Source organism: Desulfitobacterium dehalogenans ATCC 51507 (assembly GCF_000243155.2).
GTDB lineage: Bacteria > Bacillota > Desulfitobacteriia > Desulfitobacteriales > Desulfitobacteriaceae > Desulfitobacterium > Desulfitobacterium dehalogenans.
This window is the reverse complement of the sequence record NC_018017.1, coordinates 3281669-3305106: the sequence shown is the minus strand read 5'-3', so window position 1 is coordinate 3305106 and position 23438 is coordinate 3281669. Positions and strand designations below refer to the sequence as shown.

Annotated in this window: 23 protein-coding genes; 21 read left to right on the top strand and 2 right to left on the bottom strand. The window is 48.5% G+C overall.

Translation table 11 applies throughout. The features are described 5' to 3' along the window. Positions 1-365: 365 nt before the first annotated feature. The 14 genes from DESDE_RS22905 to hslO all read left to right on the top strand — a co-directional run bounded on the left by DESDE_RS22905 (position 366) and on the right by hslO (position 13687). The gene (locus DESDE_RS22905) at positions 366-551 is read left to right on the top strand and encodes a hypothetical protein (protein ID WP_083838567.1); all 186 of its coding nucleotides are present in this window, start codon (positions 366-368) and stop codon (positions 549-551) included. An 11-nt stretch (positions 552-562) separates the two neighbouring features. Beyond that, positions 563-1495, top strand: a complete 933-nt coding sequence (gene fmt, locus DESDE_RS16055) for a methionyl-tRNA formyltransferase (RefSeq protein ID WP_014795076.1) — start codon at positions 563-565, stop codon at positions 1493-1495. 25 nt (positions 1496-1520) lie between these two features. Continuing rightward, on the top strand, positions 1521-2882 hold the full coding sequence (rsmB, locus tag DESDE_RS16050; protein ID WP_014795075.1) for a 16S rRNA (cytosine(967)-C(5))-methyltransferase RsmB: 1362 nt from the start codon (positions 1521-1523) through the stop codon (positions 2880-2882). Positions 2883-2896: 14 nt separating this feature from the next. Then, complete coding sequence (gene rlmN, locus DESDE_RS16045) at positions 2897-3988, top strand: dual-specificity RNA methyltransferase RlmN (RefSeq protein ID WP_014795074.1); 1092 nt, start codon at positions 2897-2899, stop codon at positions 3986-3988. Continuing rightward, positions 3966-4769 carry an FhaA domain-containing protein gene (locus DESDE_RS16040; RefSeq protein ID WP_014795073.1) on the top strand — a complete coding sequence of 268 codons (804 nt, stop codon included), beginning with the start codon at positions 3966-3968 and terminating at the stop codon, positions 4767-4769. The genes rlmN and DESDE_RS16040 overlap by 23 nt, the downstream gene beginning before the upstream one ends. 45 nt (positions 4770-4814) lie before the next feature. After that, entirely contained in the window at positions 4815-5264 is a 450-nt protein-coding gene (locus tag DESDE_RS16035) for an FHA domain-containing protein (RefSeq protein ID WP_014795072.1), read from the top strand. Further along, positions 5245-5964, top strand: a complete 720-nt coding sequence (locus DESDE_RS16030) for a Stp1/IreP family PP2C-type Ser/Thr phosphatase (RefSeq protein WP_014795071.1) — start codon at positions 5245-5247, stop codon at positions 5962-5964. The genes DESDE_RS16035 and DESDE_RS16030 overlap by 20 nt, the downstream gene beginning before the upstream one ends. Positions 5965-5968: 4 nt before the next feature. Then, positions 5969-7255 carry an FtsW/RodA/SpoVE family cell cycle protein gene (locus DESDE_RS16025; protein ID WP_014795070.1) on the top strand — a complete coding sequence of 429 codons (1287 nt, stop codon included), beginning with the start codon at positions 5969-5971 and terminating at the stop codon, positions 7253-7255. Next, positions 7252-8670: a peptidoglycan D,D-transpeptidase FtsI family protein gene (locus DESDE_RS16020; protein ID WP_014795069.1), complete on the top strand. Its 1419-nt coding sequence runs from the start codon at positions 7252-7254 to the stop codon at positions 8668-8670. The genes DESDE_RS16025 and DESDE_RS16020 overlap by 4 nt, the downstream gene beginning before the upstream one ends. Beyond that, positions 8667-10406 (top strand): Stk1 family PASTA domain-containing Ser/Thr kinase, encoded by a 1740-nt coding sequence (gene pknB, locus DESDE_RS16015; protein ID WP_014795068.1) that lies wholly within the window; start codon positions 8667-8669, stop codon positions 10404-10406. Before DESDE_RS16020 ends, pknB begins: the two co-directional genes overlap by 4 nt. A 54-nt stretch (positions 10407-10460) precedes the next feature. Then, complete coding sequence (gene rsgA, locus DESDE_RS16010) at positions 10461-11354, top strand: ribosome small subunit-dependent GTPase A (protein ID WP_014795067.1); 894 nt, start codon at positions 10461-10463, stop codon at positions 11352-11354. Position 11355: 1 nt separating this feature from the next. Next, the gene (gene rpe / locus DESDE_RS16005) at positions 11356-12021 is read left to right on the top strand and encodes a ribulose-phosphate 3-epimerase (protein ID WP_014795066.1); all 666 of its coding nucleotides are present in this window, start codon (positions 11356-11358) and stop codon (positions 12019-12021) included. Positions 12022-12027: 6 nt separating this feature from the next. Next, positions 12028-12705 carry a thiamine diphosphokinase gene (locus tag DESDE_RS16000; RefSeq protein WP_014795065.1) on the top strand — a complete coding sequence of 226 codons (678 nt, stop codon included), beginning with the start codon at positions 12028-12030 and terminating at the stop codon, positions 12703-12705. A gap of 97 nt (positions 12706-12802) precedes the next feature. After that, on the top strand, positions 12803-13687 hold the full coding sequence (hslO, locus tag DESDE_RS15995) for an Hsp33 family molecular chaperone HslO (protein WP_014795064.1): 885 nt from the start codon (positions 12803-12805) through the stop codon (positions 13685-13687). Positions 13688-14560: 873 nt separating this feature from the next. On the opposite strand, the gene rpmB is transcribed toward hslO, so the two are convergent. Next, positions 14561-14752, bottom strand: a complete 192-nt coding sequence (gene rpmB, locus DESDE_RS15990; protein ID WP_005813371.1) for a 50S ribosomal protein L28 — start codon at positions 14750-14752, stop codon at positions 14561-14563. A 279-nt stretch (positions 14753-15031) separates the two neighbouring features. Between rpmB and DESDE_RS15985 the strand changes: the two genes are divergently transcribed. The 6 genes from DESDE_RS15985 (at position 15032) to DESDE_RS15960 (ending at position 21470) form a co-directional block, all read left to right on the top strand. Next, on the top strand, positions 15032-15388 hold the full coding sequence (locus tag DESDE_RS15985; protein ID WP_005813375.1) for an Asp23/Gls24 family envelope stress response protein: 357 nt from the start codon (positions 15032-15034) through the stop codon (positions 15386-15388). Between the two features lie 24 nt (positions 15389-15412). Next, positions 15413-17095 carry a DAK2 domain-containing protein gene (locus DESDE_RS15980; protein WP_014795063.1) on the top strand — a complete coding sequence of 561 codons (1683 nt, stop codon included), beginning with the start codon at positions 15413-15415 and terminating at the stop codon, positions 17093-17095. 82 nt (positions 17096-17177) lie between these two features. Beyond that, positions 17178-17849: an L-serine ammonia-lyase, iron-sulfur-dependent subunit beta gene (gene sdaAB, locus DESDE_RS15975; RefSeq protein ID WP_014795062.1), complete on the top strand. Its 672-nt coding sequence runs from the start codon at positions 17178-17180 to the stop codon at positions 17847-17849. 70 nt (positions 17850-17919) lie between these two features. Further along, positions 17920-18783 (top strand): L-serine ammonia-lyase, iron-sulfur-dependent, subunit alpha, encoded by an 864-nt coding sequence (gene sdaAA, locus DESDE_RS15970; RefSeq protein ID WP_014795061.1) that lies wholly within the window; start codon positions 17920-17922, stop codon positions 18781-18783. Next, positions 18780-21212, top strand: a complete 2433-nt coding sequence (recG, locus tag DESDE_RS15965) for an ATP-dependent DNA helicase RecG (RefSeq protein ID WP_014795060.1) — start codon at positions 18780-18782, stop codon at positions 21210-21212. The genes sdaAA and recG overlap by 4 nt, the downstream gene beginning before the upstream one ends. Before the next feature lie 135 nt (positions 21213-21347). Next, a complete protein-coding gene (locus DESDE_RS15960) occupies positions 21348-21470 on the top strand; it encodes a small, acid-soluble spore protein, alpha/beta type (RefSeq protein ID WP_005813383.1) in 123 nt (40 codons plus the stop codon). A 46-nt stretch (positions 21471-21516) separates the two neighbouring features. On the opposite strand, the gene gpr is transcribed toward DESDE_RS15960, so the two are convergent. After that, the gene (gene gpr / locus DESDE_RS15955; RefSeq protein ID WP_014795059.1) at positions 21517-22503 is read right to left on the bottom strand and encodes a GPR endopeptidase; all 987 of its coding nucleotides are present in this window, start codon (positions 22501-22503) and stop codon (positions 21517-21519) included. A gap of 331 nt (positions 22504-22834) precedes the next feature. On the opposite strand from gpr, the gene rsmD reads away from it, so the two are divergent. After that, the gene (rsmD, locus tag DESDE_RS15950) at positions 22835-23422 is read left to right on the top strand and encodes a 16S rRNA (guanine(966)-N(2))-methyltransferase RsmD (RefSeq protein ID WP_427846212.1); all 588 of its coding nucleotides are present in this window, start codon (positions 22835-22837) and stop codon (positions 23420-23422) included. Positions 23423-23438 lie beyond the last annotated feature (16 nt).

Below are 23438 nucleotides of genomic sequence, written 5' to 3'. Positions count from 1 at the left end.
ATCGCTTACTCAATAGCTCCTGGGCTGGTCAACTCACTTTCTTAACAGCCGAGCCAAACCTCTGGGTAATACCTGATGTGAACCGGTGGCTCGACTAAGTTAAGAAAGCCTCGTTAACCTGACCGCCCCTCCGCTAAAACCGTTCGCTCTTGTGCGTAAAGCTACACTTGCGGGTCATTGGGGTTACTATTTTAGTCTTTTTTCAGGCCTTTATTAAAATAGCCTTCGAAAAACTTCCTGAAAACATCCTGAAAAGATGCCAAAAGAGATGCTTGAAAGACCACCCAAGGATTTTGTCTTACAAGAGTGAGCGAATTTAAGCGAGCGGAAACAAAACTTCGCGAAAAGCACGCAGCGGAGTCGAGTTGGAAACAGGACGTTTCCAACCGCCCATTGAGCAGGAGCGATTTGGGCGGGGACGCGACGGAGCGGAGAGCTTGAGCGTTAGTTTTGTCCGCGCAGCTTATTCAGCGAACGGTGTAAAGCAAAATCCTGGAGACTCTTTCAATAATAAGCTTAAAAAAACCTTCGAACTTTCAATACATAGTTAGGAGCAATCACTATGCGACTCGTTTTCATGGGAACGCCGGACTTCGCCGTTCCAACCCTCCAAGCCCTGGCGGCTCACGGTCACGACGTGGTGGGAGTTTTTACCCAGCCGGATCGTCCTTCCGGCCGGGGAAAGAACCTGAAGCCCAGCCCGGTTAAAGTAGCCGCCCAAAGCCTGGGGCTTGCTGTTTATCAGCCTCACAAAGTAAAAAGCCCCGAGGGCCTGGAATCCTTGAAGGAACTGGCCCCGGAGGTCATCATCGTGGTGGCCTATGGACAAATATTATCCAAAGAAATTTTAGAATTGCCCCTTTACGGCTGCATCAATGTCCATGCCTCCCTTTTGCCGGATTGGCGCGGTGCCGCACCCATTCATTGGTCTGTCCTTGAGGGAGATCAAAAGACCGGCGTTACGACTATGCAGATGGATGAAGGGCTGGACACGGGGGATATGCTCCTAAAGGCCGAGCATCCGATTGGAGAGGATACCACCACCGGGGAACTTCATGACGCTCTGGCTCAAGCCGGCGCTCAGCTTTTAATCACTACTTTGGAGCAGCTCCAAAAGGGAGAATTGCCCAGAACACCTCAAAAGGGGCCCGTACGTTATGCCTCCCTGCTCACCCGGGAGCACGAGAAGATCAACTGGGCGCGCGGTGCTCAAGCTATTCATAATCAAATTCGCGGACTGAATCCTTGGCCCGGTTCCTATACTACCTTTAGAGGAGAAACGGTCAAAGTATGGAAGTCAACCGTCTCTGCAGAAGAAAAAGGATATGATTTTAAACTGGGTGAAATTATAGAATGTAACTCTCAGGGCCTGCTCGTTCAGACCGGGGAAGGGTTGATCCGGATTACTGAGGTGCAGCCTGCAGGGAAGAAGCCCATGCCGGCCCGGGATTTTTTCTTAGGTCGTCATGGACAGGTGGGAGAGGGTTTCTCGTGAAGGATGGACAAAGGATGAACAAAGAATGAATAAAATGACCGCGAGAGCCTTGGCTGTACAGATTCTCCAGCGTATAGAGGAAGAAAAAGCTTATGCCAATCTGGTAATGCAAAAGTCTCTTCACGATTTAAACGATCCTCGAGAACGTCAATTGACCACTCTCCTGGTCAATGGGACTTTAAAAAATCGCCTCACCCTGGATTATGCTTTAAGGCGTCACCTTCGCAAACCTTTATCTCAATTACCCCATGAGGTACGTTGGATTCTCAGAATCAGTACCTTTCAAATTCTCTACCTTTCTAGGATTCCCGAAGCTGTGGCCATCAACGAAGGAGTAGAATTGACCAAAAAGCATCAGGGCAAGTACACATCCTTAGTGAACAGTGTATTACGGAGAGTTTTCGAAAGCAGTTGGGATATTTCCTGGCCTAGCAAGGAGAGGGAGCCCATACGTTATCTCTCCCTGCGCTATTCTCATCCCGAGTGGATGGTGAAGCGCTGGTTGAAACGATATGGGATGACAGATACTGAAGCCTTATGCCAAGCCAATAATGAGCCCGCACCTGTTTGGATCCGTACCAATACCCTGAAGATTTCTCGAGAAGGCTTACAAGAAAGGCTGGAGAGAGAAGGCGTAAAGGTGACCCTTGGGGAACGGGTTCCGGAAAGCCTGGTAATAGAAGAATTCGGATCCCTGGATAAACTGCCCAGCTTTCAAGAAGGGCTCTTTACCGTTCAGGATGAAAGCTCTCAATTGATTGCCCATGTTTTGAATCCCCAAGCCGGGCAAAAGGTTTTGGATGCCTGCGGTGCCCCGGGAGGGAAAACCACCCACCTGGCCCAAAGGATGGAGAATAGGGGCGAAATTCTCGCTTTTGATATCCATCCCCATAAGGTGAAACTTATCGAGGATCTGTCCGCACGCCTGGGAATTACTATCATTCACCCCCAGGCAGGGGATGCCCGGGAACTGGCAGGGGTAGAGGATTCTTCCTACCATAAAGTGTTGGTGGATGCGCCTTGTTCAGGGCTTGGGGTAATTCGTCGCCGGGCAGATATGCGCTGGAATAAGGAAGAGGAAGAAATTAAGGCCTTACCTGAGTTGCAATTAGCACTATTGGAGAGGGCGGCTCAATGCGTTGCTCTAGGTGGAGAGCTAGTCTATTCTACCTGTACTATTGAGCCTGAGGAAAATTTCGAAGTGGTTAAGGCTTTTCGTGCCAAATACCCCGAGTTTACTCCCGTTAATCTCGCCGAGGATTTTCCTTATTCCTTAAAATCTGAACAAGATATTAAACAAGCCGCCAAGGGGTTTCTGCAGATTTTGCCCCATAAACAGGGTATGGATGGCTTTTTCTTAGCGAAATTTCGCCGAGGTGAAGTTTAGGTGGAAAGATTTGGGTGAATACTATGAAGAGAATGGATTGCCGAGATTTGAATCAAAGGGAATTAACCCGGCATTGTGTAGAGCTGGGACTGCCGGAATTCCGGGGACGCCAAGTGTTTCAATGGGTCCAGCAGAAAGCTGTTCAAGACTGGGAAGAGATCAGGAACATCGGAGCAGGGGATCGGCAAAAGCTGCAAGAAGGCCTCTTCCTACAACCTTTGAGGAAAGTCAAGGAACAGATCTCTCAAGATGGTACTCGAAAATTCCTCTTCCGTTGTACTGATGGCGAAACTATCGAGTGTGTGTTGATGGACTATGATCGTCGGAAGAACAGAGATCGCCACACGGTCTGCGTTTCTACCCAGATCGGTTGCGCTGTGGGCTGTGCCTTCTGTGCTACCGGACTAGGGGGATTGCGGAGAAACTTAAGCCCTGGGGAGATCTTGGGTCAGGTTTTGGACATCACCTACATCATGCGTCAAGAGGATCCGGATTTTCAGGTCACGAATATTGTCTTTATGGGCATGGGAGAGCCTTTATTAAATTATGATGCGGTCCTCAAAGCCATCGAACTGCTAAATGATCGGTCGGGTCAAGGGATTGGGATGAGACGAATGACCATCTCCACCAGCGGGGTAGCACCAAAAATCCGGCAACTGGCCAAAGATAACCCTCAAGTAGGGTTGGCGGTTTCTCTGCATAGTGCCTATGACAAGACTCGGGATCAACTCATTCCTATGAATCGCAGGTATCCTTTAGCAGAACTTATGGAAGCCTGTGAAGAATATACTCATTTGACGAACCGTCGCATCACTTTCGAGATGGCCTTAATTTCCGGTCAGGCGACCCCGGAAGCCGCTGAAGAAGCAGGACATCTCTTAAAAGGACAATTAGCCCATGTGAATCTCATTCCGGTCAATCCTGTAGCAGGAACTGGAATGGCCCGGCCTACTCCCAAGGAGATTCAGAAGTTTGCTCAGATTTTAGAGAGTATGGGAATCCCCGTTTCTGTTCGTGAAGAAAAAGGAACGGATATCGATGCAGCCTGCGGCCAATTAAGACGGCAATTGGAGTGTGAGCAAAATGAACCTACTGGCCCGTTTTGAAGAAGTAGCTGAAAGTTTGTTTACGGGTATGTTTAAAAAGAATAATAATTCCCGACTGCAACCTGTTGAATTGGCTAAAGAACTGGTTCGCATCATGCAGAAAAACAAGCAGGTGAGCATTTCCCAAGTCTATGTGCCCAATGTCTATCGGGTTTTTCTCCACTCCAATGATTGGAGTCCTTTTGCTAATTTTGGGGATGCTTTTTTGATTGAGCTTTCCAAATATCTGTATGCAGAGGGAAAGAAAAGTGGCTTTACTTTTTTAAGTAAGCCCTCGATCGAACTCCACTCCGATGATACAGTGAAACCCCATGAAATGTTCATTGAAGTGGATTTTGACGATTCCATCGAGGTCTTTTGGGAAGACGATGACGAGTACGAAGAAGAGTCTCAGGAATCCAGCGAGTCTTCGGATTGGCGGGATCAGACCAATATCTTTCAAGGGGAGCTTCCTTATGATCTCCGAAATTCCTATGAACAGAGCAGGAAAATTCGTTATGTCCTCGAAATAATTCAGGGACCGGACTCTGGAAAAACTTTCCCTTTGGAGGAAGAGAACATCCATATCGGACGGCATGGTCAATGTGAAATCGTCTTGCAGGACCCTGAGGTATCGCGGAGGCATCTCAAGCTCAGCGGCGGAGGAGAAGACTGGGTGATTGATGACTTAGGCAGTACCAATGGAACTTGGCTTAATGGGCAGAGGATTGCTAAGCAAAAAATAGGCTTAGGGGACCGGGTTGAAATAGGGCAAACGGTCTTCATCCTACGCCACCGATAAACTGCCTGCTTTAGGAATAGAGGTTAGTAGAGCGCGGAGGTTTCTATGCAAGGAATTTTAGTACTGGGAAGGATACTTTTCATTGGATTAATTTATCTCTTTCTTTTTCGTATTCTTACGGCCTTATTAGCGGATTTGCAGGTTAAGGGGTTAATTCGCAAGGGGGAAAAGGATTTTGGGCGCTTTGAAGTGCTCTCAGGGGGAGAGCACTTGCCTAAAGGCCGTGTGTTTCGAATTGACCAAAAAGGCCTGAAAATAGGCCGTGGGAAGAATAACGATGTGGTTTTAGCCGATCACTTCGCTTCCATGGACCATGTCCTGGTACGTCATCATAAAGGGGTGACGACCCTGGAGGATTTAGGAAGCACCAACGGAACCTGGGTCAATGGAGAGCGGATCTACTCCCCGGTTCAACTGGTTGCTGGAGATTATGTGAAAATTGGAAGTATTACCTTCCAATATTCGAGGTGGCAAAATGAGAGTTCTAAGCTTTAGTGAAACAGGCTGTGTGCGCAAAAATAACGAGGATGCCTACCTGATTCTGCCGGAGTACGGCGTGTATGCAGTAGCCGACGGTATGGGAGGGCATCTTGCGGGAGAAGTAGCAGCACGGACAGCACTTGATGAATTGACCAAGAGTGCTCCACATTTAGTGGACCAAGGGGATGACGAGTTGGAGAATCAAGTCAGGGAGATTTTGATTCGAGCCAACCGGGAAGTGTATATGAGCTCTACCCGGAACCCTGCTACTGAAGGAATGGGCACGACTTTGACGGTCCTGGTCTTTAGAGAAAGTAAGGTCGTCCTTGCCCATGTAGGGGATAGTAGAGCCTATGTATGGCGCAATGAGCAATTGGTTCAGCTGACCCGTGATCACTCTTTAGTGAGTGAGCTGGTCCGTCTGGGACAGATTTCTTCGGAAGAGGCGGATAGCCATCCCAAGCGCCATATGCTGGTAAGAGCGGTGGGAGCCGGATGGGACGTAGAGGTTGACTCCCAATCCCTGGACTTTCAGGCGGGAGATGTCTTTTTTCTCTGTACGGATGGGGTATCCAATGTGATGAGTGATCGGGAGTTAGAAGAGGAGTTCTTGCAGAAATGTTCGTGGGAAGAGCACCTGGAGCGCATTTATCAGCTGATCATAGAACGAGGTGCACCCGATAATTTTACAGCGCTATGCTGTATTGCGGAGTGACAAAATGAAAAGGGTCTGGATATTACGTTTATTAATCTTAAGTGTCCTCTGGGTCGGATTGGGTGTCTTGACCTTAGATGGTAAAACCAACGAGCAAATCCTTTGGCAGGCAGGGGTTTTTTCACTGTTGCTCTTAATCGGTGCAGCTTTGGAAAAGCTTGTGGCCTATAAAGGGGATCCCTACCTGTTGCCGACAGTTCAGCTTATTCTCGTGATTGGACTGGTCTTTATAACGCGAATACGGCCGGCCTCTGCCTTGAAACAATTCTGGTGGGCTTGTCTGGGGCTGTTTATTTTTTATTGCGTTCTCTATGCCCTGCGGGATTATCGAGCCTTAGGGCGTTTTCGTTATCTTTCTGGTTTAGGCGCTGTGGTCCTGTTACTGATCACCCTGCTTTTTGGGATTACCCAAGGGGGAGCAACCAGTTGGCTGCATATCGGGGGCATGAGCTTTGAATCAGAGGAATTAGTTAAGGTGGCTATGCTCATCTTCTTCGCTTCGTATTTGAGTGAGCATGAGGAGGTTCTGCGGGTTGGGACAGTACAAATCGGCCGGCTTTCTTTGCCGGACTGGCGGACCCTTGGACCCTTTTTGGTCATGGGAGGATTTTCTCTCCTCTTGTTAGCCGCTCAAAAGAGTTTAGGTACAGCCCTGGTGTTCTATTCCCTGTATATGTTGGTTCTCTATGTGGTGACAGAGCGGGTCCTTTATCTCGGTGTTGCTCTGCCTGTCTTCTTATGTACAGGAACTTTAGGATATTTTCTTTTTGGGCATGTTCGAGTTCGTGTTGCCACCTGGCTCAATCCCTGGAGTGATCCCAGTGGTGGAGGATATCAAATTGCTCAATCCCTCTTTGCCATTGCCGGAGGGAAGATTCTGGGGACCGGCCTGGGCAATGGTATCGGAGCTTCTCAGGTGCCTGCTGCCAGCACGGATTTTATTTTTTCCATCATTGCGGAAGAACTTGGATTTGCCGGTGCTATGGCCTTATTGGTGCTCTTTTTGGTAGTGGTTTTGCGGGCATTTCATATTAGTATTCAAGCGACAGACCGCTTTGGCCAGATTTTAGCGGCAGGTATCGGAATTCTGGTGGGGACGGAAGCCATCATTATCCTGGCCGGAGTCACCAAGCTCTTGCCTTTAACGGGAATCCCCCTGCCTTGGGTTAGTTATGGAGGGAGCTCCCTGCTTATTCATTTTTTGCTTCTCGGAATTTTAGCCAATATTTCTCATGCGGAAGCGACAGGTCCTTCGCATATCAAGAATAAGGGAAGGGAGTATGCCGCATGAAAAAGGGCTTAAGAAATGTAGCCATAGGATTCTCCTTAAGCATCATTGGCCTAAGCTTTGGTCTTGTCTATTGGCAAGTGGTACGTTCGACGGAATTGATGGATAACCCTGCCAATCGCCGGCTTATTCTTATGGAGCAGCGGGTGGTTAGGGGAGGAATTTTCGACAGAAATGGCGAAGTATTGGCTCAGACTGAAGTGAATGAAGACAAAAAAACTCGAATTTACCCTAAAGGTGAAGCTTTAGAGCCCCTTATAGGTTATGCGACTCTGCTCCGTGGTTCGGCCGGATTGGAGGCTTATCTCGGAGATTGGCTTTTAGGGATCAAAGATGCTACGGCACAACAGACCCTGGAGCAGGTATTCCAGCTTCCCCGCCGGGGCAATGATGTGGTCCTTACTTTGGATTATGGTTTGCAAAAGATTGCCTATGAAGGCTTAAAAGGAAAGATTGGTTCGGCGGTGGCCATCAACCCTCGCAATGGGGAAGTCCTGGCCCTAGTCAGTCAGCCGAGTTTTGACGGAAATAAAATAGATGAGAACTGGGAGAACATCAGTAAGAATCCGGGGAGTCCCTTTTTAAATCATGCCTTTGCTCTTTATACACCAGGGTCCACTTTAAAGGTCATGACTTCTGCGGCACTCCTGCGGGCAGGAATCGATACAAGCGATCTCTATCATTGTACAGGTACAGCGGTGATCAATGGACAAGTGATCCGTGAACAAAATGACAAAGCCCATGGCTGGGTGAATTATAACCTCGCTTTGGCTGAGTCCTGCAATACCTATTTTGCATCCTTTGGTGTGGAAGCGGGAGATAAGGTTTTTCTGGAAGCGGCCAAATCCTTCGGGTTTGGCCAGGAGATACCTTTCGAATTGCCGGTGAAGCGCAGTACCTTGACCAATGAAGAAGCGGTGCCTCACCGCATGGATGATAATCTGCTGGCGGCCAGTGCTTTCGGGCAGGGAGAAGTCTTGGTTTCACCCTTCCATATGGCCCTGATTACAGCAGGCATCGCCAACGAAGGGGTGATTATGAAACCCCACATTGTGGAACAGGTGATGGATGAGGACCAGAATGTACTCTATAGGAAGAAACCCGAGCCCTGGTTAACCCCTCTCTCTTCTCAAGAAGCGGAAAGGATTAAAAGTGCCATGATCACGGCTGTTAATGAGGGGACAGCGGCTCCTGGCGGAATTGTTGGGTTTCAGGTAGCCGCCAAAACGGGTTCGGCTGAACCGGGAGGAAATGTTAGGACCCATGCTTGGTATATTGCTTTTGCTCCGGCGGAACATCCCCAGATCGCTGTAGCAGTCCTTGTCGAGAATGGGGGTACCGGGGGAGGGGCTTCAGCGCCTATTGCCCGAGCAATCATTGAGACCGCATTAAGGCAGAAAGCAGGTGATAACTCGTGAGCAAAATTTTGAGTAATCGCTATGAAATAATCGAAAAAATAGGATCCGGTGGCATGGCCATTGTCTACAAAGCTAAGGATCTTTTATTGAACAGGATCGTCACCATTAAAATTCTCCGTGAGCAATTTACGGCAGATGAGGAATTCGTTCGCCGTTTTCGGAGAGAGGCACAGTCGGCAGCCAGTTTGTCCCATACCAATATCGTATCCATCTATGATGTAGGCAAGGATGGAGAGACGGAATACATCGTCATGGAGTATATTGAAGGGCAGAACCTGAAGGATATTATTCGCAATTATGCGCCCTTATCCACAGAACAGACTTTGGATCTGGGCATGCAGATTGCTGAAGCCATTCGTCATGCCCATGAGCATCATATCATTCATCGGGATATTAAACCTCATAATATTCTTGTTACAGAGGATGGACGGATTAAGGTCACGGATTTTGGAATTGCCCGGGCTGTTTCAGCGGCAACCATGACCCATACTGGAGATATTGTAGGTTCGGTCCATTATCTTTCACCGGAACAGGCCAGGGGAGTTCAGACCAATGAGCAATCCGATGTTTATTCCCTAGGGATTATTCTCTATGAACTTTTGACGGGCAAGGTGCCTTATGATGGGGAGACCCCGATTTCCATTGCCCTCAAGCATTTGCAGGAATTAGCCGTCCCTCCCAGCAAGCTGAACGCCAGGGTCAGCCCTGCTCTAGAGAATCTGGTGATGAGAGCCATTGCCAAATCTCCGGATCAGCGTTATGCCACGGCCAAAGATTTATTGCAGGATCTTCGCAAAGTTCAGGCCGGCTTGCCTGTGGACAAGACAGTCGATGAGGACCAGGACTTGGAAAGCACCCGGGTTCATCGCTCCTTAAGCGCGGGGGTGAACTCCGCTTTAGCTTCCGAGGAAAAAGAAGCAGGCCGGAAAAAAACCAAGGTCCCACTATTTCGTAAACGCTGGCCATGGGTAGCTTTGCTTGCCTTTGTCCTGATCATGGGGGGAGGCTGGGCTGTTTTCTCGCAATGGTTTAATGTAGGGACCACCACAGTTCCTCCGTTGGTGGGAAAAACAATTCAGGATGCAGCTTATTTTGCTGAACGAAACGGTTTATACTTAGACCCGAACACTCAGGAAGAATACAATGATGAAGTGGAGAAGGGGAAGATTACGCGCACTGACCCTGAAGAGGGTGCCGTTGTAAAAAAAGAACGGGGCATCAAGGTCTGGGTGAGCTTAGGCTCTAAGCCGGTGATATTCCCCAATTTTAAAACCGGAAACACCACTCGGGAAGCGGCCCTTAATACTTTAGAAAGTATGGGTTTCAAAAAAGAAAACATCTCTGTCCAGGAGGATCAAAACTCTTCCCAGCCGAAAGATATTGTGGTGGGGCAGGATCCTGCTCCCGGTGTAGAATGGTTTAAAAATGGTTTAGTCAGCTTAACCGTCAGCGCTGGAAAAGTGGACAAACCGACGCCTTTGCCCAGCGTTATTGGACAATCATCGGATCACGCTCAAGCGATTTTAAAGCAATATGAATTGGTCGTGGTATTGGGAGATAGTGTGAATTCTACCGAATACCCCCCGGATGTGGTGATGGATACTGTTCCGAGACCGGGTGAACTGGTTAATAAAGGGGATACCGTCAAGATCATCATCTCCCGGGGCCCGGGGCCGATAGCCTTTAATCCAGTCGTTTTGGGTCATGTAGCCAAGCTGGATAAATTTAATCCATAGATGTAGTAAAAAATAAAGTGCCAGGACTCTTTTAGAAGGGGTAAAAATGAACGCATGATTTCTGGAATATTACTCAAGGGATACAGTGGATTTTATTATGTGTTTGCGGAAGGCCGGGTATGGGAATGTTCCCTGCGCGGTCGCTTTCGCATTCGCAATCAAGAATTTCTGCCGGGAGACCGGGTGAAGATTTTACCGGGAACAGGGAATAAAGGAACGATTGAAGAAGTGGAGACTCGCCGTAACTCCTTGGTTAGGCCGACCATAGCCAATGTGGATCAGGCCTTTCTTGTCTTTGCCTGTGTGTCTCCTACGCCTGATCTGAACTTGCTCGATCGGCTCATCGTTCAAGTTGCAGCATCTCAGATTAAACCCATTATCATATTAAATAAAATCGACTTAGGGAGCCTGGAGGAAAAAAACACTGCGGGAAATACCTTTCCGGCAGATGGGTTGGATTTCTATCGGGAGCTGGGATATGAGCTGGTCAAGGTGTCCACAAAGACCGGGGAAGGATTGGCTGAATTGCAAGAGCATATCAACGGCAAGGTGAACGTTCTGGCAGGTCCTTCCGGTGTAGGGAAGTCCAGCCTTGTGAATGCCTTATCCCCCGGCTTGGAACTAAAAACCGGGGATGTCAGCCGCAAGCTGAAACGCGGCCGTCATACGACCCGCCATGTGGAACTTATGGTTTGCGGGGAAGGGCTGTTGGCCGATACCCCTGGGTTCTCTTCTCTCTATCTTCCCCATATGAAGCGGGAAGAACTGACGGATTATTTCAGGGAGTTTCAGGATGCAGGAGAATGCCGCTTTGCGGATTGCCAGCATCATAAGGAGCCGAATTGCGCAGTAAAAGCTGCGATGGAAGCAGGAGAAATTCAACAATCCCGCTATGAACACTATTGTCAGTTTTTAGAGGAAGTTATTGCAGCTGAGAGGAGATATTAGGATGATAAAAATTGCACCATCCATTTTATCGGCAGACTTTGCCCGTTTAGGGGATCAAGTCGCCTTAGTAGAGAAAGCAGGGGCTGAGGTCTTACATATTGATGTGATGGATGGGCATTTTGTCCCCAACATTACGATTGGTCCTTTAGTGGTTAAAGCTCTGCGGCCTCATTCTAAGATGCGCTTCGATGTTCATTTAATGATTGAGAATCCGGAACGCTATATTGAGGAATTTGCTAAAGCCGGGGCGGATCATATTACTGTACATTTGGAAGCAACGCCTCATATCCATCGTGCTATCCAACAGATTAAGGGATTGGGTCTTACCGCAGGGGTTTCCATTAATCCGGCTACACCTCTGGATGGGCTTAAGTACATCCTCGATGAATTGGATATGGTTTTGATTATGAGCGTTAATCCGGGCTTTGGGGGGCAGAAGTTTATCCCCGCGGTTCTTCCCAAGATCGAAATTCTTCATCGGCATCTCGATCAGATGCAATCTTCCTGCGCAATTGAGGTAGATGGAGGAATCAATCTTGACACGGCTCCTGCTGTGGTCAAAGCCGGGGCCAATGTCCTGGTTGCCGGGGCGGCGGTATTTGCCCATCCTGATCCAGCCCGAGCAGTTCAAGAGCTCCGGGAAGCCGCCCAAGGTTATAAGGGGTGACGTAAGGTGAGAATTGCCGTAGTAGCCAATGGAGAATGGGATCAGGAATGGGGTAAACGGGAGCTGGCTTCTTATGACCGGCTTATCGCGGCGGACGGTGGGGGGAATCATATCGTCCAAGCGGACTATATTCCGGATGCTTTGGTCGGTGATCTCGATTCCACTGAGCCTGAGACCATGGAAATCTGTCGTAAAAAGGGAACTGCTATCCTTAGCTATCCCGCCGAAAAAGATGAGACAGACCTGGAGCTGGCTTTGGAGTATGCTGCCAAACTAATTGAGCAGGAGGAAAAGGCAGGATCGCAAGACCAGGAGATCAAAGAGATCTTTTTGCTGGGGGCAATTGGAGGGCGAATCGATCATTTGTTGGGGAATCTCTTTCTTTTGCGGGGCTTCTTAAAAAGAGGATTTCGGATTCGCATGAAAGGGCCTGATCAAGAGCTTTGGCTCTTGGAGGGGCAAGGAAAATTGATAGGGAAAAAAGGGCAAAAAGTATCGGTTATACCTGTGACGGAAAAGGCCGTCGTGCGGACCGAGGGCCTCTATTATCCTCTTTATCAAGAGATTTTGTATCAAGAATCTCCCCGAGGGATAAGCAATGTTTTTTTGGGGGAAGATGCAATAGTAGAAGTCTCGGAAGGAACGGCTCTGATCGTCATGTTGAGCCCTGATAACATAAGATGATTCGTGGGTTTTAATTCGGTCCATCCATAGTGATCAATGGACAAAGAACTTGTGTTTACGAATAAAGCAATTGTGTTGAATGAGGTTGATAGAAAAGATGAACAACAAATATTCAGATGAATTATGGCTGGGCACCCTGGGAAATGGAGAGGTTCGCTGGGTTGCCGTAGGGATGACCAACACTGTGGAAGAGGCGGCTAACCGCCATCACACAACACCTGTAGCCACCGCGGCATTAGGACGGCTTATGGGAGCATCCTTGCTCCTGGCCAGCTCGATGAAAGCAGAGGAGGCCATTACCTTACGGCTTCTTGGGGATGGCCCTTTGGGAGGGGTGGTTGCCGTAGGCAACCCTCAAGGAGAGGTTCGAGGCTATGTTCAGGAACCTCAGGTGGAGCTCCCTTTAAACTCTAAAGGGAAACTGGATGTATCCGGTGCCGTAGGTGCCGGAGAATTTGTGGTAAGCCGCAGCCTGGCCAATGGGGAAAGCTATACAGGGATGGTTCCCTTGGTCAGTGGAGAAATTGCCGATGATTTGGTTCATTATCTGCTTAATTCTGAGCAGGTACGATCCGCCGCCCTTCTGGGCGTGATGGTAGGGAAGGATTCCCATGTGGCTGGAGCTGCCGGAATGCTGTTCCAATTATTACCGAATGCCTCTGAAGAGAGTGTCCAAGCTCTGGAAGCACTGCTGGCTCGGATTCAAGGTATCAGTCAAATTGCTGCAGACAGTACCACTATGGAAGAATTAGTCCGGGAGCTCATAGGAGATCTGGACTATCGTGTTCTGGAAAAAAGGCCGGTGCAATACAAATGCACCTGCTCCAAAGAACGGGTAAGCGAGACATTGATCAGTATCGGGAAAGAAGGCTTTGAAGAACTTCTCGAGGACAAACAGGCTGAGCTCGTGTGCCATTTCTGCAATGAGCATTACCGTTTCAACGAAGAGGATCTGCGTGAGCTTTATGAGCAGGTGAAGTAGAGCTTCATGCGATGGCGTCATCGGTGAAGTGAAGAAGCCGCTGGGGTCGTGTAGCTTTACGCACAACACTCACTCCATAGCTCCGGGGCTGGTTCACTCGCTTTCTTAACAGTCGAGCCAAACCCCGCTGCTTTCTGCATGTAAACCGGTGGCTCGCCTATGTTAAGAAAGCCTTGTTCACCCGGACGCCCCTCCGCTAAATTCGTTCGCTTTTGTGCGTAAAGCTACACTTGAGGGTCTTTTGGCTCTTTTCAGCCCTGTTTTGGGCTTGATGTAAGCTACACTTAAGGTTCTTTGGGTCACTCTTTGGAGGCCTTCCCGGGCGAATAGCCGACCATGCCGCTCAAGCGGCGTCGGTAAAGACGGAAAAAGCTGCTCGTCGCGTAACTTACCCTACAAAGCCCCGCATGCACGAACGTAAAAACCCGAAAAGCAGCCCAAGGATTTTGCTTTACAGAAGAGAGCGGATTTAAGCGAGCAGAAACAAAACTTCGCGAAAAGCATGCAGCGGAGAAAGGTTGGAAACAGGACGTTTCCAACCGGCTATGAGAACAAGTGCGAAAGCAGTGCTTTCGAGGAGCCGATTTAGCCACGAAACCCGGGTGAGGGTTTCGCCCAAGCCGCCACGCCACGGAGATTACTTAGCGGCGCAGGTGCACCCGACGCAGCGGAGGGCTTGAGCGTTAGTTTTGTCCGCGCAGCTTATGGAGCGACCGGTGTAAAGCAAAATCCTGGAGAATTAGCTTATAGGATCTTTTTGGGGGCAAGCTAAAAGGAAAAGAGCTCGAGTTTCCTCGGGCTCTAAAAAACTAAAGCTGATACCGTTATAACGATATCAGCCAAGTTTACATTATATGTGATGGAATTGAGACATTATACTGCACGTTGAACTTTACCGGAACGTAAGCATCTGGTGCAAACACTGATCCGGGTCGGAGTGCCGTTGACGATGGCGTGAACCCTTTGCAGGTTAGGTTTCCAAGTCCGCTTTGTCCGGATATGGGAGTGGCTGACCTGAATACCTGAAGCAACCCCTTTTCCGCAAATAGCACATACATTAGCCATGCTCTTACCTCCTTTACACCGGAAATGATACCTATGTATTCTATCAAATGTTTACTGGATTGGCAAGGTTTTTCCGAACCTTTTCGTTGAAAGATAGTTAAATCTTTTTTACCGGCTTTATTTCCCTGAAATATATCCAAAAACTGTACAAGTTGAATATAATAAAACCGTAGATATAATATTAATTGCGTATTAGCATAATTTTCTTTGAACATTTCATTAATACTTGGTAAAATAGTGACGATATGGACACATGCCGATAAAGGGAGGTCCTTGTATATGGGTAAAGAGATTAATAATAATTTGGGGAAAATCGATATCTCTGAAGAGGTTATTGCGACGATAGCCGGCGCTGCTGCAGTCGAATGTTATGGTCTTGTGGGGATGGCTTCCCGAAAATCTTCGGATAAGTTCTCCGAGCTCCTGGGCCGCGAAAATTTAGCCCGTGGAGTTGTCGTATCCATCGATGATAATCAGGTCGTCATTGATTTGTATATTATTGTAGGTTATGGAGTTAAGATTTCTGAGGTGGCTGCCAATGTTATAGAAAGGGTTCGCTATACCACTGAAAATCTAACCGGCCTAAAGGTAGCGCAAGTCAATGTCAATGTCCAAGGTGTCCGTGTCTTGGAATAGGTTCTGAAGAGTAGGGGGATTATTTTGAATGGAGATATAGGCAATATGATTACAGGACAACAGTGGAAACAAATGATGCGCTCCGGTGCGAGAGCATTGGAACGTAAGAAGCATGATGTGGATGCATTGAATGTTTTCCCCGTACCTGATGGTGATACCGGAACGAATATGAATTTTACGATTCAATCGGCTGTGAAGGATGCCGATAAGACTTCGGGGGCGACCATAGCTGAAGTCGCTGCTGCAGTCTCTATGGGTTCCCTGATGGGCGCTCGTGGGAACTCCGGGGTTATTTTATCCCAGCTTCTGCGGGGTATTGCTAAAGGTCTTGAGGGGCATAAACAAGCCGGCGGGCAGCAAATCGCCCAGGCATTACAGATGGGTGTAGACACTGCCTATAAAGCCGTAATGAAACCTGTTGAGGGAACTATTCTGACGGTAGCCCGGGAAGTGGCGAAAGGGGCACAAAGCAGCGCCAAACAAGGCTCAGATCCTTTGAAGGTTCTGAAGGATGCCTATATGCGCGGACAGCTTACCCTGGAGAAAACACCGGATATGCTTCCCACCTTGAAGCAAGCCGGGGTGGTGGACGCTGGAGGGCAAGGGTTTCTCATTATATTGAGTGGTTGGATTGCAGCACTGGAAGGCCAGGAGATTGAAGAGGAGGAAGTTCGCTCCGCTCCACAAGCTGAACCCCAAATGATGCGGGGAATTACTGCAGTAGAGGATCTGGAGTTCCCATATTGTACGGAATTCTTAGTTAAAGGCAAGAACCTCCAAGTTGAAAAAATTCGTGAAGACTTAATGGCGCGTGGAGATTCCCTTTTGGTTGTAGGCACAGAAGAAGTGGTAAAGATTCACGTTCATGTCAAGAATCCTGGACAGATTTTGGATTATGCCATCCGATGGGGATCCCTTCATGAGGTAGCGATTCATAATATGTTAGCCCAAAATGAAGCGATGGCCCATGCTCAAAAGATGGAAGAAATTCCGGAGGAAAACCTGGAAAGAACCGGTCAAGAGCAAGAACCTGGCTCCAGGGAAGAGAAAGAGCACGGTATCGTGGCGGTAGCCATGGGTGAAGGGATTGCAGAGGTCTTTAAAAGCTTAGGTGTGGATGAAGTCATTTTTGGCGGCCAAACTATGAATCCCAGCACGGAGAATTTAGTGGAAGCGGTTCGCAAGGTTCCCGCTAAAAATGTTTATATTTTGCCTAACAACGGCAATATCGTGATGGCTGCCCGCCAAGTTCAAGATATTGTTACAGATCGCAATGTGTTTATTATCCCGACCAAATCCATCCCTCAGGGTATTTCCGCCTTAGTCAATTATAATCCTTATGGTGAGGCTGATGAGAATGCCAGGAATATGGAAGAGGGGCTGTCCCTGATCAAATCAGGAGAAGTCACTTATGCTGTCCGGGATTCTCAGTTTGGTGACTTAGAGATCAAAGCAGGGGATATCCTGGGCCTGGTTGAAGATATTATCCAAGTTACGGGAAAAGAACGCCTTCAGGTCGCCCAAGAGACCTTGAGCAAAATGAATTGGAAAGAACATGATTTGCTTACGGTTTTCTACGGTGAAGACGTTTCCGAAGAACAAGCTGAAGAGCTTAGAGCATGGATTGAAGCTGAAGCTCCCCATATCGAGCTGGAGCTTTATCCCGGCCATCAACCCCTGTATTATTATATTTTCGGGGTAGAATAATAGGCAATGAACAATACCCTCCGGAGCCATCCGGAGGGGTTTTTACAATGAAGACCAAGACGATGAGTAGGGAGAGATTGCTATGGGACGGAGTACCGTTTTTGATTTGATCGGCCCGGTTATGGTCGGTCCCTCCAGCTCACATACTGCAGGAGCGGTACGGCTGGGGGCCATGGCCAGAAAGATATGCGGCGGTCAGATCATTGAAGCTGTGTTAACCCTTCATGGCTCCTTTGCGGAGACCGGCAAGGGGCACGGGACAAATCTCGCTTTGGCTGCCGGACTTTTAGGAATGCATACGGACGACGAAAGGATCCCCCAAGCCTTAGAGATTGCTAAAGAGCAGGGAATCGCCGTTAGTTTTAATACGGGAGACTTGGGAGATGTGCATCCCAATACTGTCAAGATCAGGTTAAAAGCCAAGGCGGGACAAGAGGTGGAAGTCGTGGGTTCCTCCATAGGCGGCGGCCGGATAATCATTGGCGGAATTGATCAATTTAAGGTAGAGATCATGGGGGATTATCATACCTTAGTGGTTCTGCAAAAGGATCTGCCCGGTGTGGTAGCCCAGGTCACTTCCTTGATCGCCTCAACTCAGATCAATATCGCCCAAATGCGAGTTTCCAGGGAGAAAAAAGGGGCTCACGCTCTGATGATTATTGAGACGGATCAAGCCATCGATCCGGCAGCCTTGGCTCTGATCAAGAAGCTTCCGGCTGTGAACCAGGCCATGGCTATAGAACCCCTGGAATAATGGTATTCAGATCAATCCTTGTTTTTATACAAATAACTAACTACCGAAGGGTGTATTAGGAGGGAAGTTCATGCGTTCCACCATGGATTATCTAGCCCTGGCTGAAGAAGAAGGGAAGACGCTTGGCGAAATCGTCTTGAAGGAGCAAGCTGAAGAGGCAGAGAAAAGTCAGGATGAGTTAAGAAAAAGAATGGCCGTCAATCTTCAGGTTATGAGGGAAGCTGTTCAAAGCGGACTGACGGGAGAAAGAAAGTCCTTATCAGGATTGGTGGGCGGGGAAGCCCTTAAAGTAGAAACTCTACGTCGATCAGGAAAGAGCTTAATCGGAGAGCGAGTCAATGGAGCTATCGCCAGAGCCTTAGCGGTGGTGGAGGTCAATGCCAGTATGGGTAAAATCGTGGCATCTCCTACGGCCGGGTCCTGTGGTGTACTTCCGGCAGTACTTCTAACTGCTGAGGAAGCCCTTGGATCTTCCGAGGAAGAAGTGGTGACGGCCCTTTTTTGTGCTGCCGGAATCGGCATGATCATTGCCGACCGGGCCAATGTCTCAGGAGCGGAAGGTGGGTGCCAGGCCGAGATCGGCTCCGCTGCGGGAATGGCCGCAGCGGCAGCAGCAGAATTGGCAGGGGGGAGCCCCAAAGCTTGTGTCCACGCTGCAGCCATAGCTATCAAATCCTTCCTAGGTCTGGTTTGTGACCCTGTAGCCGGTCTTGTGGAAGTCCCCTGTGTCAAACGCAATGCTACCGCAGCCACAGTGGCTCTTACCGCAGCGGAGATGGCTTTGGCTGGAATAGAAAGTGCGATTCCTTTAGACGAAGTCATTGATGCCATGAACGAAATCGGTAAAAGTATGCCCTGTTCTCTCCGGGAAACGGCTCAGGGAGGATTAGCCATCACCCCAACCGGGCAAAGAATTCAGGCGGAATTCTTATGATCGGAAACCAAGGAAAAATAGTCCTGAATCATCTCCAACGAGCGATTGCCGCAGAAGAAAAACAAGGCTGCTGCAATACGGGAGTCATCGGTGGATTTCATCTCTTTTTAAAAGGGATTCTCAGTCGCTTGGAGCAATTGGAGAAGGACGGAGATTTTAATGTACTTAAGGATATTACCAACCACTATAAGGACTGGAGCCCTTTACAGCGCCGTCAGGCTTTAGCCCATCTTCGCCGCTTTATCGAAGAACATGAGGAATTAGAGGCTCAAGGCCAAGCTCCTCCGGTTTATGATTCCTTGAAACCTGTAAACCTGGAATATGGCGGGCCAGGCATATCTAAACAACCGCAACAACCGAAGCCATCGGATATCCCCCCTGCCTCCGAGCCCCCCGGCTCCGATAAAAAAGAGAGACTCACCAGGCCCACTCCACCCCGCTCTTTGCAGTTTCTTAAAGGAGTGGGGCCGGAACGGGCGAAGCTCCTGGCCCAAATCGGTTTACATACGGTAAAGGATCTCTTTTTTTATTTTCCCCGTCGTTATGAAGACAGAAGTTTGCGCCGTATTGGGGAACTTAAGGATGGAGAATTCGCATCCGTTGCTGGAAAAGTAGTGGCCGGGCAAATCGCCAGGGGTAAGATGAAGGTGGTTAAGCTCAGCATTGAGCAGGATGGCCGCTTAGTCTACGGAGTCTGGTTTAACCAAACCTATATCCTCAAACAATTCCCCGTAGGAACGCCCGTTATTGTTACGGGAAAGGTCCGGTGGCAGCAGCGGGTTCCTGAAATCCAGGCTACCGATATTCAAAAGGCGGGAGCAGCACAGCCGGCGGGTATCGTTCCCGTCTATTCCGAAACAGCCCGGCTTTCCTCCAAAGTGATACGAAGCATTGTTCAGGGAGTTTTAGATCAGGCTCCGGAGCTGTTTCCCGAGTTTTTACCTCCAGAGGAAGGAAAAGGATGGGTTCTCCGTGCCCAGGCCTATCAAGAGATTCATTTTCCCCGGTCCCTCCACAGTTTGGGTCAGGCACGTGAACGATTGGTTTTTGAAGAGGTCCTTTTTCTGCAACTGGCCGTCGCACGCTTAAGAGCTGGGGTACAAAGGGAAAACAGCCCTCAGCTCAAGGGCGGAGAGAGCTTGGTTCAGAAGTTTTTCGCGAACTTGCCCTTTGAACTGACCCATGCCCAAAAGCGGGTAATTGAAGAAATCTTTCGGGATATGGCCAATACACAGGGTATGGCCCGTCTGGTCCAGGGAGATGTGGGCTCAGGCAAGACGGCAGTGGCTATGGCAGCCTTATTGATGGCTGTAGGTTCAGGCTACCAGGGTGCTATGATGGCTCCCACTGAGATTTTAGCCTTACAGCATTACCAATCTCTGGAGGCTGCCTTTAACCCCCTTGGGCTTCATGTTGTTTGCCTTTTGGGCAGTCAGACCAAAAGTGAAAGGGATAAGATTCTTGCCGAAATAGCCTACGGCAAAGCTCATGTCATCGTCGGAACTCATGCATTAATCCAAGAAAGTGTTCAATTTCACTCCCTGGGATTAGCCATTACCGATGAACAGCATCGTTTTGGAGTGAAGCAGAGAACTTCCCTCCAGACCAAAGGTGAGAATCCTCACGTCCTGGTTCTTACCGCCACTCCGATTCCCCGGACATTGGCCCTGACCCTCTATGGCGATCTCCAGCTCTCCGCTTTGGATGAAATGCCCCAGGGCCGTAAGCCCATCATGACGCGAAAATTAACGGAACGGGGTCGGTCAAGCCTGGAAAAGTTTATGGAAGAGCAGATGGAAAAGGGCCGACAAATCTATGTGGTATGTCCTCTCGTGGAAGAATCGGAAAACGTAGATCTGATTTCGGCTACAGAGCGGTTTGAATCCTTGCAGGAGCGGTTCCCTAACCGCCGGATAAGTTTGCTTCACGGCCGTATGAAAGGGGTTCAAAAAGAAGAGATCATGGCGGCCTTCCAGAAAGGGGAAGTAGATATCCTGGTCTCCACTACTGTGGTGGAAGTGGGAGTCAATGTTCCCAATGCTACCGTGATGGTCATCGAAGGAGCGGAACGCTTTGGTTTAGCCCAGTTGCACCAGCTCAGAGGAAGAGTGGGCAGGGGCGGGGAGCAGTCCTATTGTTTCCTCTTGTCCGATGCGAAAAGCAGCCGCCGTCTCGATGTTCTTTGTGAGACTCAGGATGGCTTTAAGATTGCCGAAGAAGACTTAAAGATCCGGGGAGCAGGAGAATTGCTGGGGACAAGGCAGCATGGGATTATGGAATTACGTCTGGCAGATTTGTCCCGTGATGGGCGTCTTGTGGAACAGGCTTATCAATTGGCACAAAAAGTTCTCGCCCACCCTGACCGCTATCCCAGAGTATGGCAAGAATGCGATCAATTTTTTTCTTTAGAAGACATTGGTCTTCATTAAATTCCAGCTTCACCAGCTATTGTCGGGAATATTATGACCTTCTTAGAAGATAATAAAAGTAAAGTGAAGTAAATTGATTAGGGCGGCGATGTAGGTCTGCCCTAAAATTAAAGAAAATAAGAGGAGGGCTTACGTATGGCAGATACCAAACAAACAAATCAACCTGTACTCAGTGCTGCTTTAGAGCAATTCAAGTATGAAGTGGCTCAGGAAATCGGCATCGCAAATCGTAAGCATAAGAAGTTCCCTAATACCTAATAGTATGGATTCAGCAAAAGAGAGCGAAGTTATCGCTCTCTTCTTGTTATTGCATATACATCTGATATTCCTCGACGCTGATACCGGGATGGAGGCTCATGCCTAAAGCTCCGGCGATAATCCGGGCGGTGGTCTCAATCAGGGAATCGATTTCTTTGGGAGTGACCATGAGATTGTTGTGATAGGGATACAGAGCTTTTTCCAGAATCTGCTCAAAGGATTTGGGGCTGAATTCTTTGTAAAGCCGGTAAAGAGATGGACTGGTCTTTAACTCATCCAGAAGGGATTCCAGACAATTGTTGGCGATGATCGCAGCATTCATGACAGTAGGAAGACCGATGGCGATGACTCGGCAACCTAAGGTCTCTTCATTGATTCCTGTGCGGCGATTCCCTACACCGGCACCCGGCGAAATTCCCGTATCGGAGATTTGGATGCTCGTCCCGATACGTTCCAGGGAGCCTGCGGCTAAAGCATCGATGGCGATCACCAGATCGGGCTTAACATGTTCCACGATGCCGCGAATGATTTCGGCTGTTTCGATGCCGGTGATACCCAGAACTCCGGGAGCTATAGCGCTGACTTTCCGCAGTTTGCCCCGCAGTTCTTCCGGTGTATAATTAAATAAATGACGAGTTACAAGACTTTTATCAATAACTTGAGGACCTAAAGCATCGGGAGTGGCATTCCAATTGCCCAAGCCGACTAAGAGAATGCTGGCTTCTTCGGGTAAGTTCATTAACTCAGAAAGTTTATCGGAGAGGGTCTTGGTAATATCCTGGTGGATTAAGTAATTGTTGTCATGAACCTCCGGGACGTCGATGGTGATATAGGTTCCTTTGGGGCGTCCCATTTCCTGAATCCCTTGCTCATTCAAAATTTTAATCGTTGTCACAGTGGCATGTTCAAGTTCTTCTTTCTCCATGCTCACACCCGGTATCTCGGTTTCCGCATCTCCCCTCAATAATTCATGGGCTTCAACGGCCAGATCGATATTAACATTAAAGGCGCGAAGTAGATCTGCTTTTTCCAAAATAGTATCCTCCTTAAATTTCAATATCCGTTAAAGAAAACCCGGCTTCGCCGAGCCTTTAACCCATACCTCCAGTGAAGCGAAGTCGTTGGTTGCCCTTATGCTTAGAAAGTATATAACGCAAGTTTATACTTTCTGATAGTGTAAAAAAAATCACTGGCCCTCGCGACCAGTGACCAATGAGGAGAAAACGAAAGGAAGAACTGGATGGGGGAAAGGTCCCGAATTAAAAATCTCGACGACCAATTTTAGTATTTACAGCAAAAATGCTTTTATTCAAGATTTTTAGGGAAGAATTTAGAAGATTGTGTTATACTTATGCTGAAATAAAATTGATACTTTCTGTACAACCCCACTCGAACGGAGTGAAGACTATATGCGGATTATTGCCGGATATTACCGTGGGCAGCGTCTGAAAACTGTTCCCGGAATGAACACCCGGCCAACAGCCGACAAGATTAAGGGAGCTATTTTCAATGTGCTGCGGGAAAAAATCGCAGGTGCCCGAGTCTTGGATTTGTTCTCAGGCACGGGAAATTTAGCTCTGGAAGCCTTGTCGCGGGGGGCAAAAGAAGCGGTACTGATTGAAAAAAGCCACACGGCGCAACACATTATTCGTGAGAATATTGAACATATGGGGGTAGAAAATGCCAGGCTCGTAACTATGGATGCCTTTACTTATCTTGAGCAGCATGGAGAAGAGGTCTTTGATTTGATTTTTATTGACCCGCCATACCATCGAGGCCTGGCGGAGAAAGCCATAAAGCTTTTGGCGGAGCCTTGCCGGCTTACCTACTCGGGTGTGATCATCGTCGAAACGGCAAAGGATGAAAATCTGGAGAGTTACGAACCCTTTGAAATTAAAAAAACAGGGGAATACGGAGATACAAAGATCTGGTATCTGCAAAGAATGGAATGAACAGATTGGAGAGGAT

Coding starts and splice junctions, on each gene's coding strand:
- fmt (WP_014795076.1), top strand. CDS start 563: ATGCGACTCGTTTTCATGGGAACGCCGGACTTCGCCGTTCCAACCCTC.
- rsmB (WP_014795075.1), top strand. CDS start 1,521: ATGAATAAAATGACCGCGAGAGCCTTGGCTGTACAGATTCTCCAGCGT.
- DESDE_RS16040 (WP_014795073.1), top strand. CDS start 3,966: ATGAACCTACTGGCCCGTTTTGAAGAAGTAGCTGAAAGTTTGTTTACG.
- DESDE_RS16035 (WP_014795072.1), top strand. CDS start 4,815: ATGCAAGGAATTTTAGTACTGGGAAGGATACTTTTCATTGGATTAATT.
- DESDE_RS16030 (WP_014795071.1), top strand. CDS start 5,245: ATGAGAGTTCTAAGCTTTAGTGAAACAGGCTGTGTGCGCAAAAATAAC.
- DESDE_RS16025 (WP_014795070.1), top strand. CDS start 5,969: ATGAAAAGGGTCTGGATATTACGTTTATTAATCTTAAGTGTCCTCTGG.
- DESDE_RS16020 (WP_014795069.1), top strand. CDS start 7,252: ATGAAAAAGGGCTTAAGAAATGTAGCCATAGGATTCTCCTTAAGCATC.
- rsgA (WP_014795067.1), top strand. CDS start 10,461: ATGATTTCTGGAATATTACTCAAGGGATACAGTGGATTTTATTATGTG.
- rpe (WP_014795066.1), top strand. CDS start 11,356: ATGATAAAAATTGCACCATCCATTTTATCGGCAGACTTTGCCCGTTTA.
- hslO (WP_014795064.1), top strand. CDS start 12,803: ATGAACAACAAATATTCAGATGAATTATGGCTGGGCACCCTGGGAAAT.
- rpmB (WP_005813371.1), bottom strand. CDS start 14,752: ATGGCTAATGTATGTGCTATTTGCGGAAAAGGGGTTGCTTCAGGTATT.
- DESDE_RS15985 (WP_005813375.1), top strand. CDS start 15,032: ATGGGTAAAGAGATTAATAATAATTTGGGGAAAATCGATATCTCTGAA.
- sdaAB (WP_014795062.1), top strand. CDS start 17,178: ATGGGACGGAGTACCGTTTTTGATTTGATCGGCCCGGTTATGGTCGGT.
- sdaAA (WP_014795061.1), top strand. CDS start 17,920: ATGCGTTCCACCATGGATTATCTAGCCCTGGCTGAAGAAGAAGGGAAG.
- recG (WP_014795060.1), top strand. CDS start 18,780: ATGATCGGAAACCAAGGAAAAATAGTCCTGAATCATCTCCAACGAGCG.
- DESDE_RS15960 (WP_005813383.1), top strand. CDS start 21,348: ATGGCAGATACCAAACAAACAAATCAACCTGTACTCAGTGCTGCTTTA.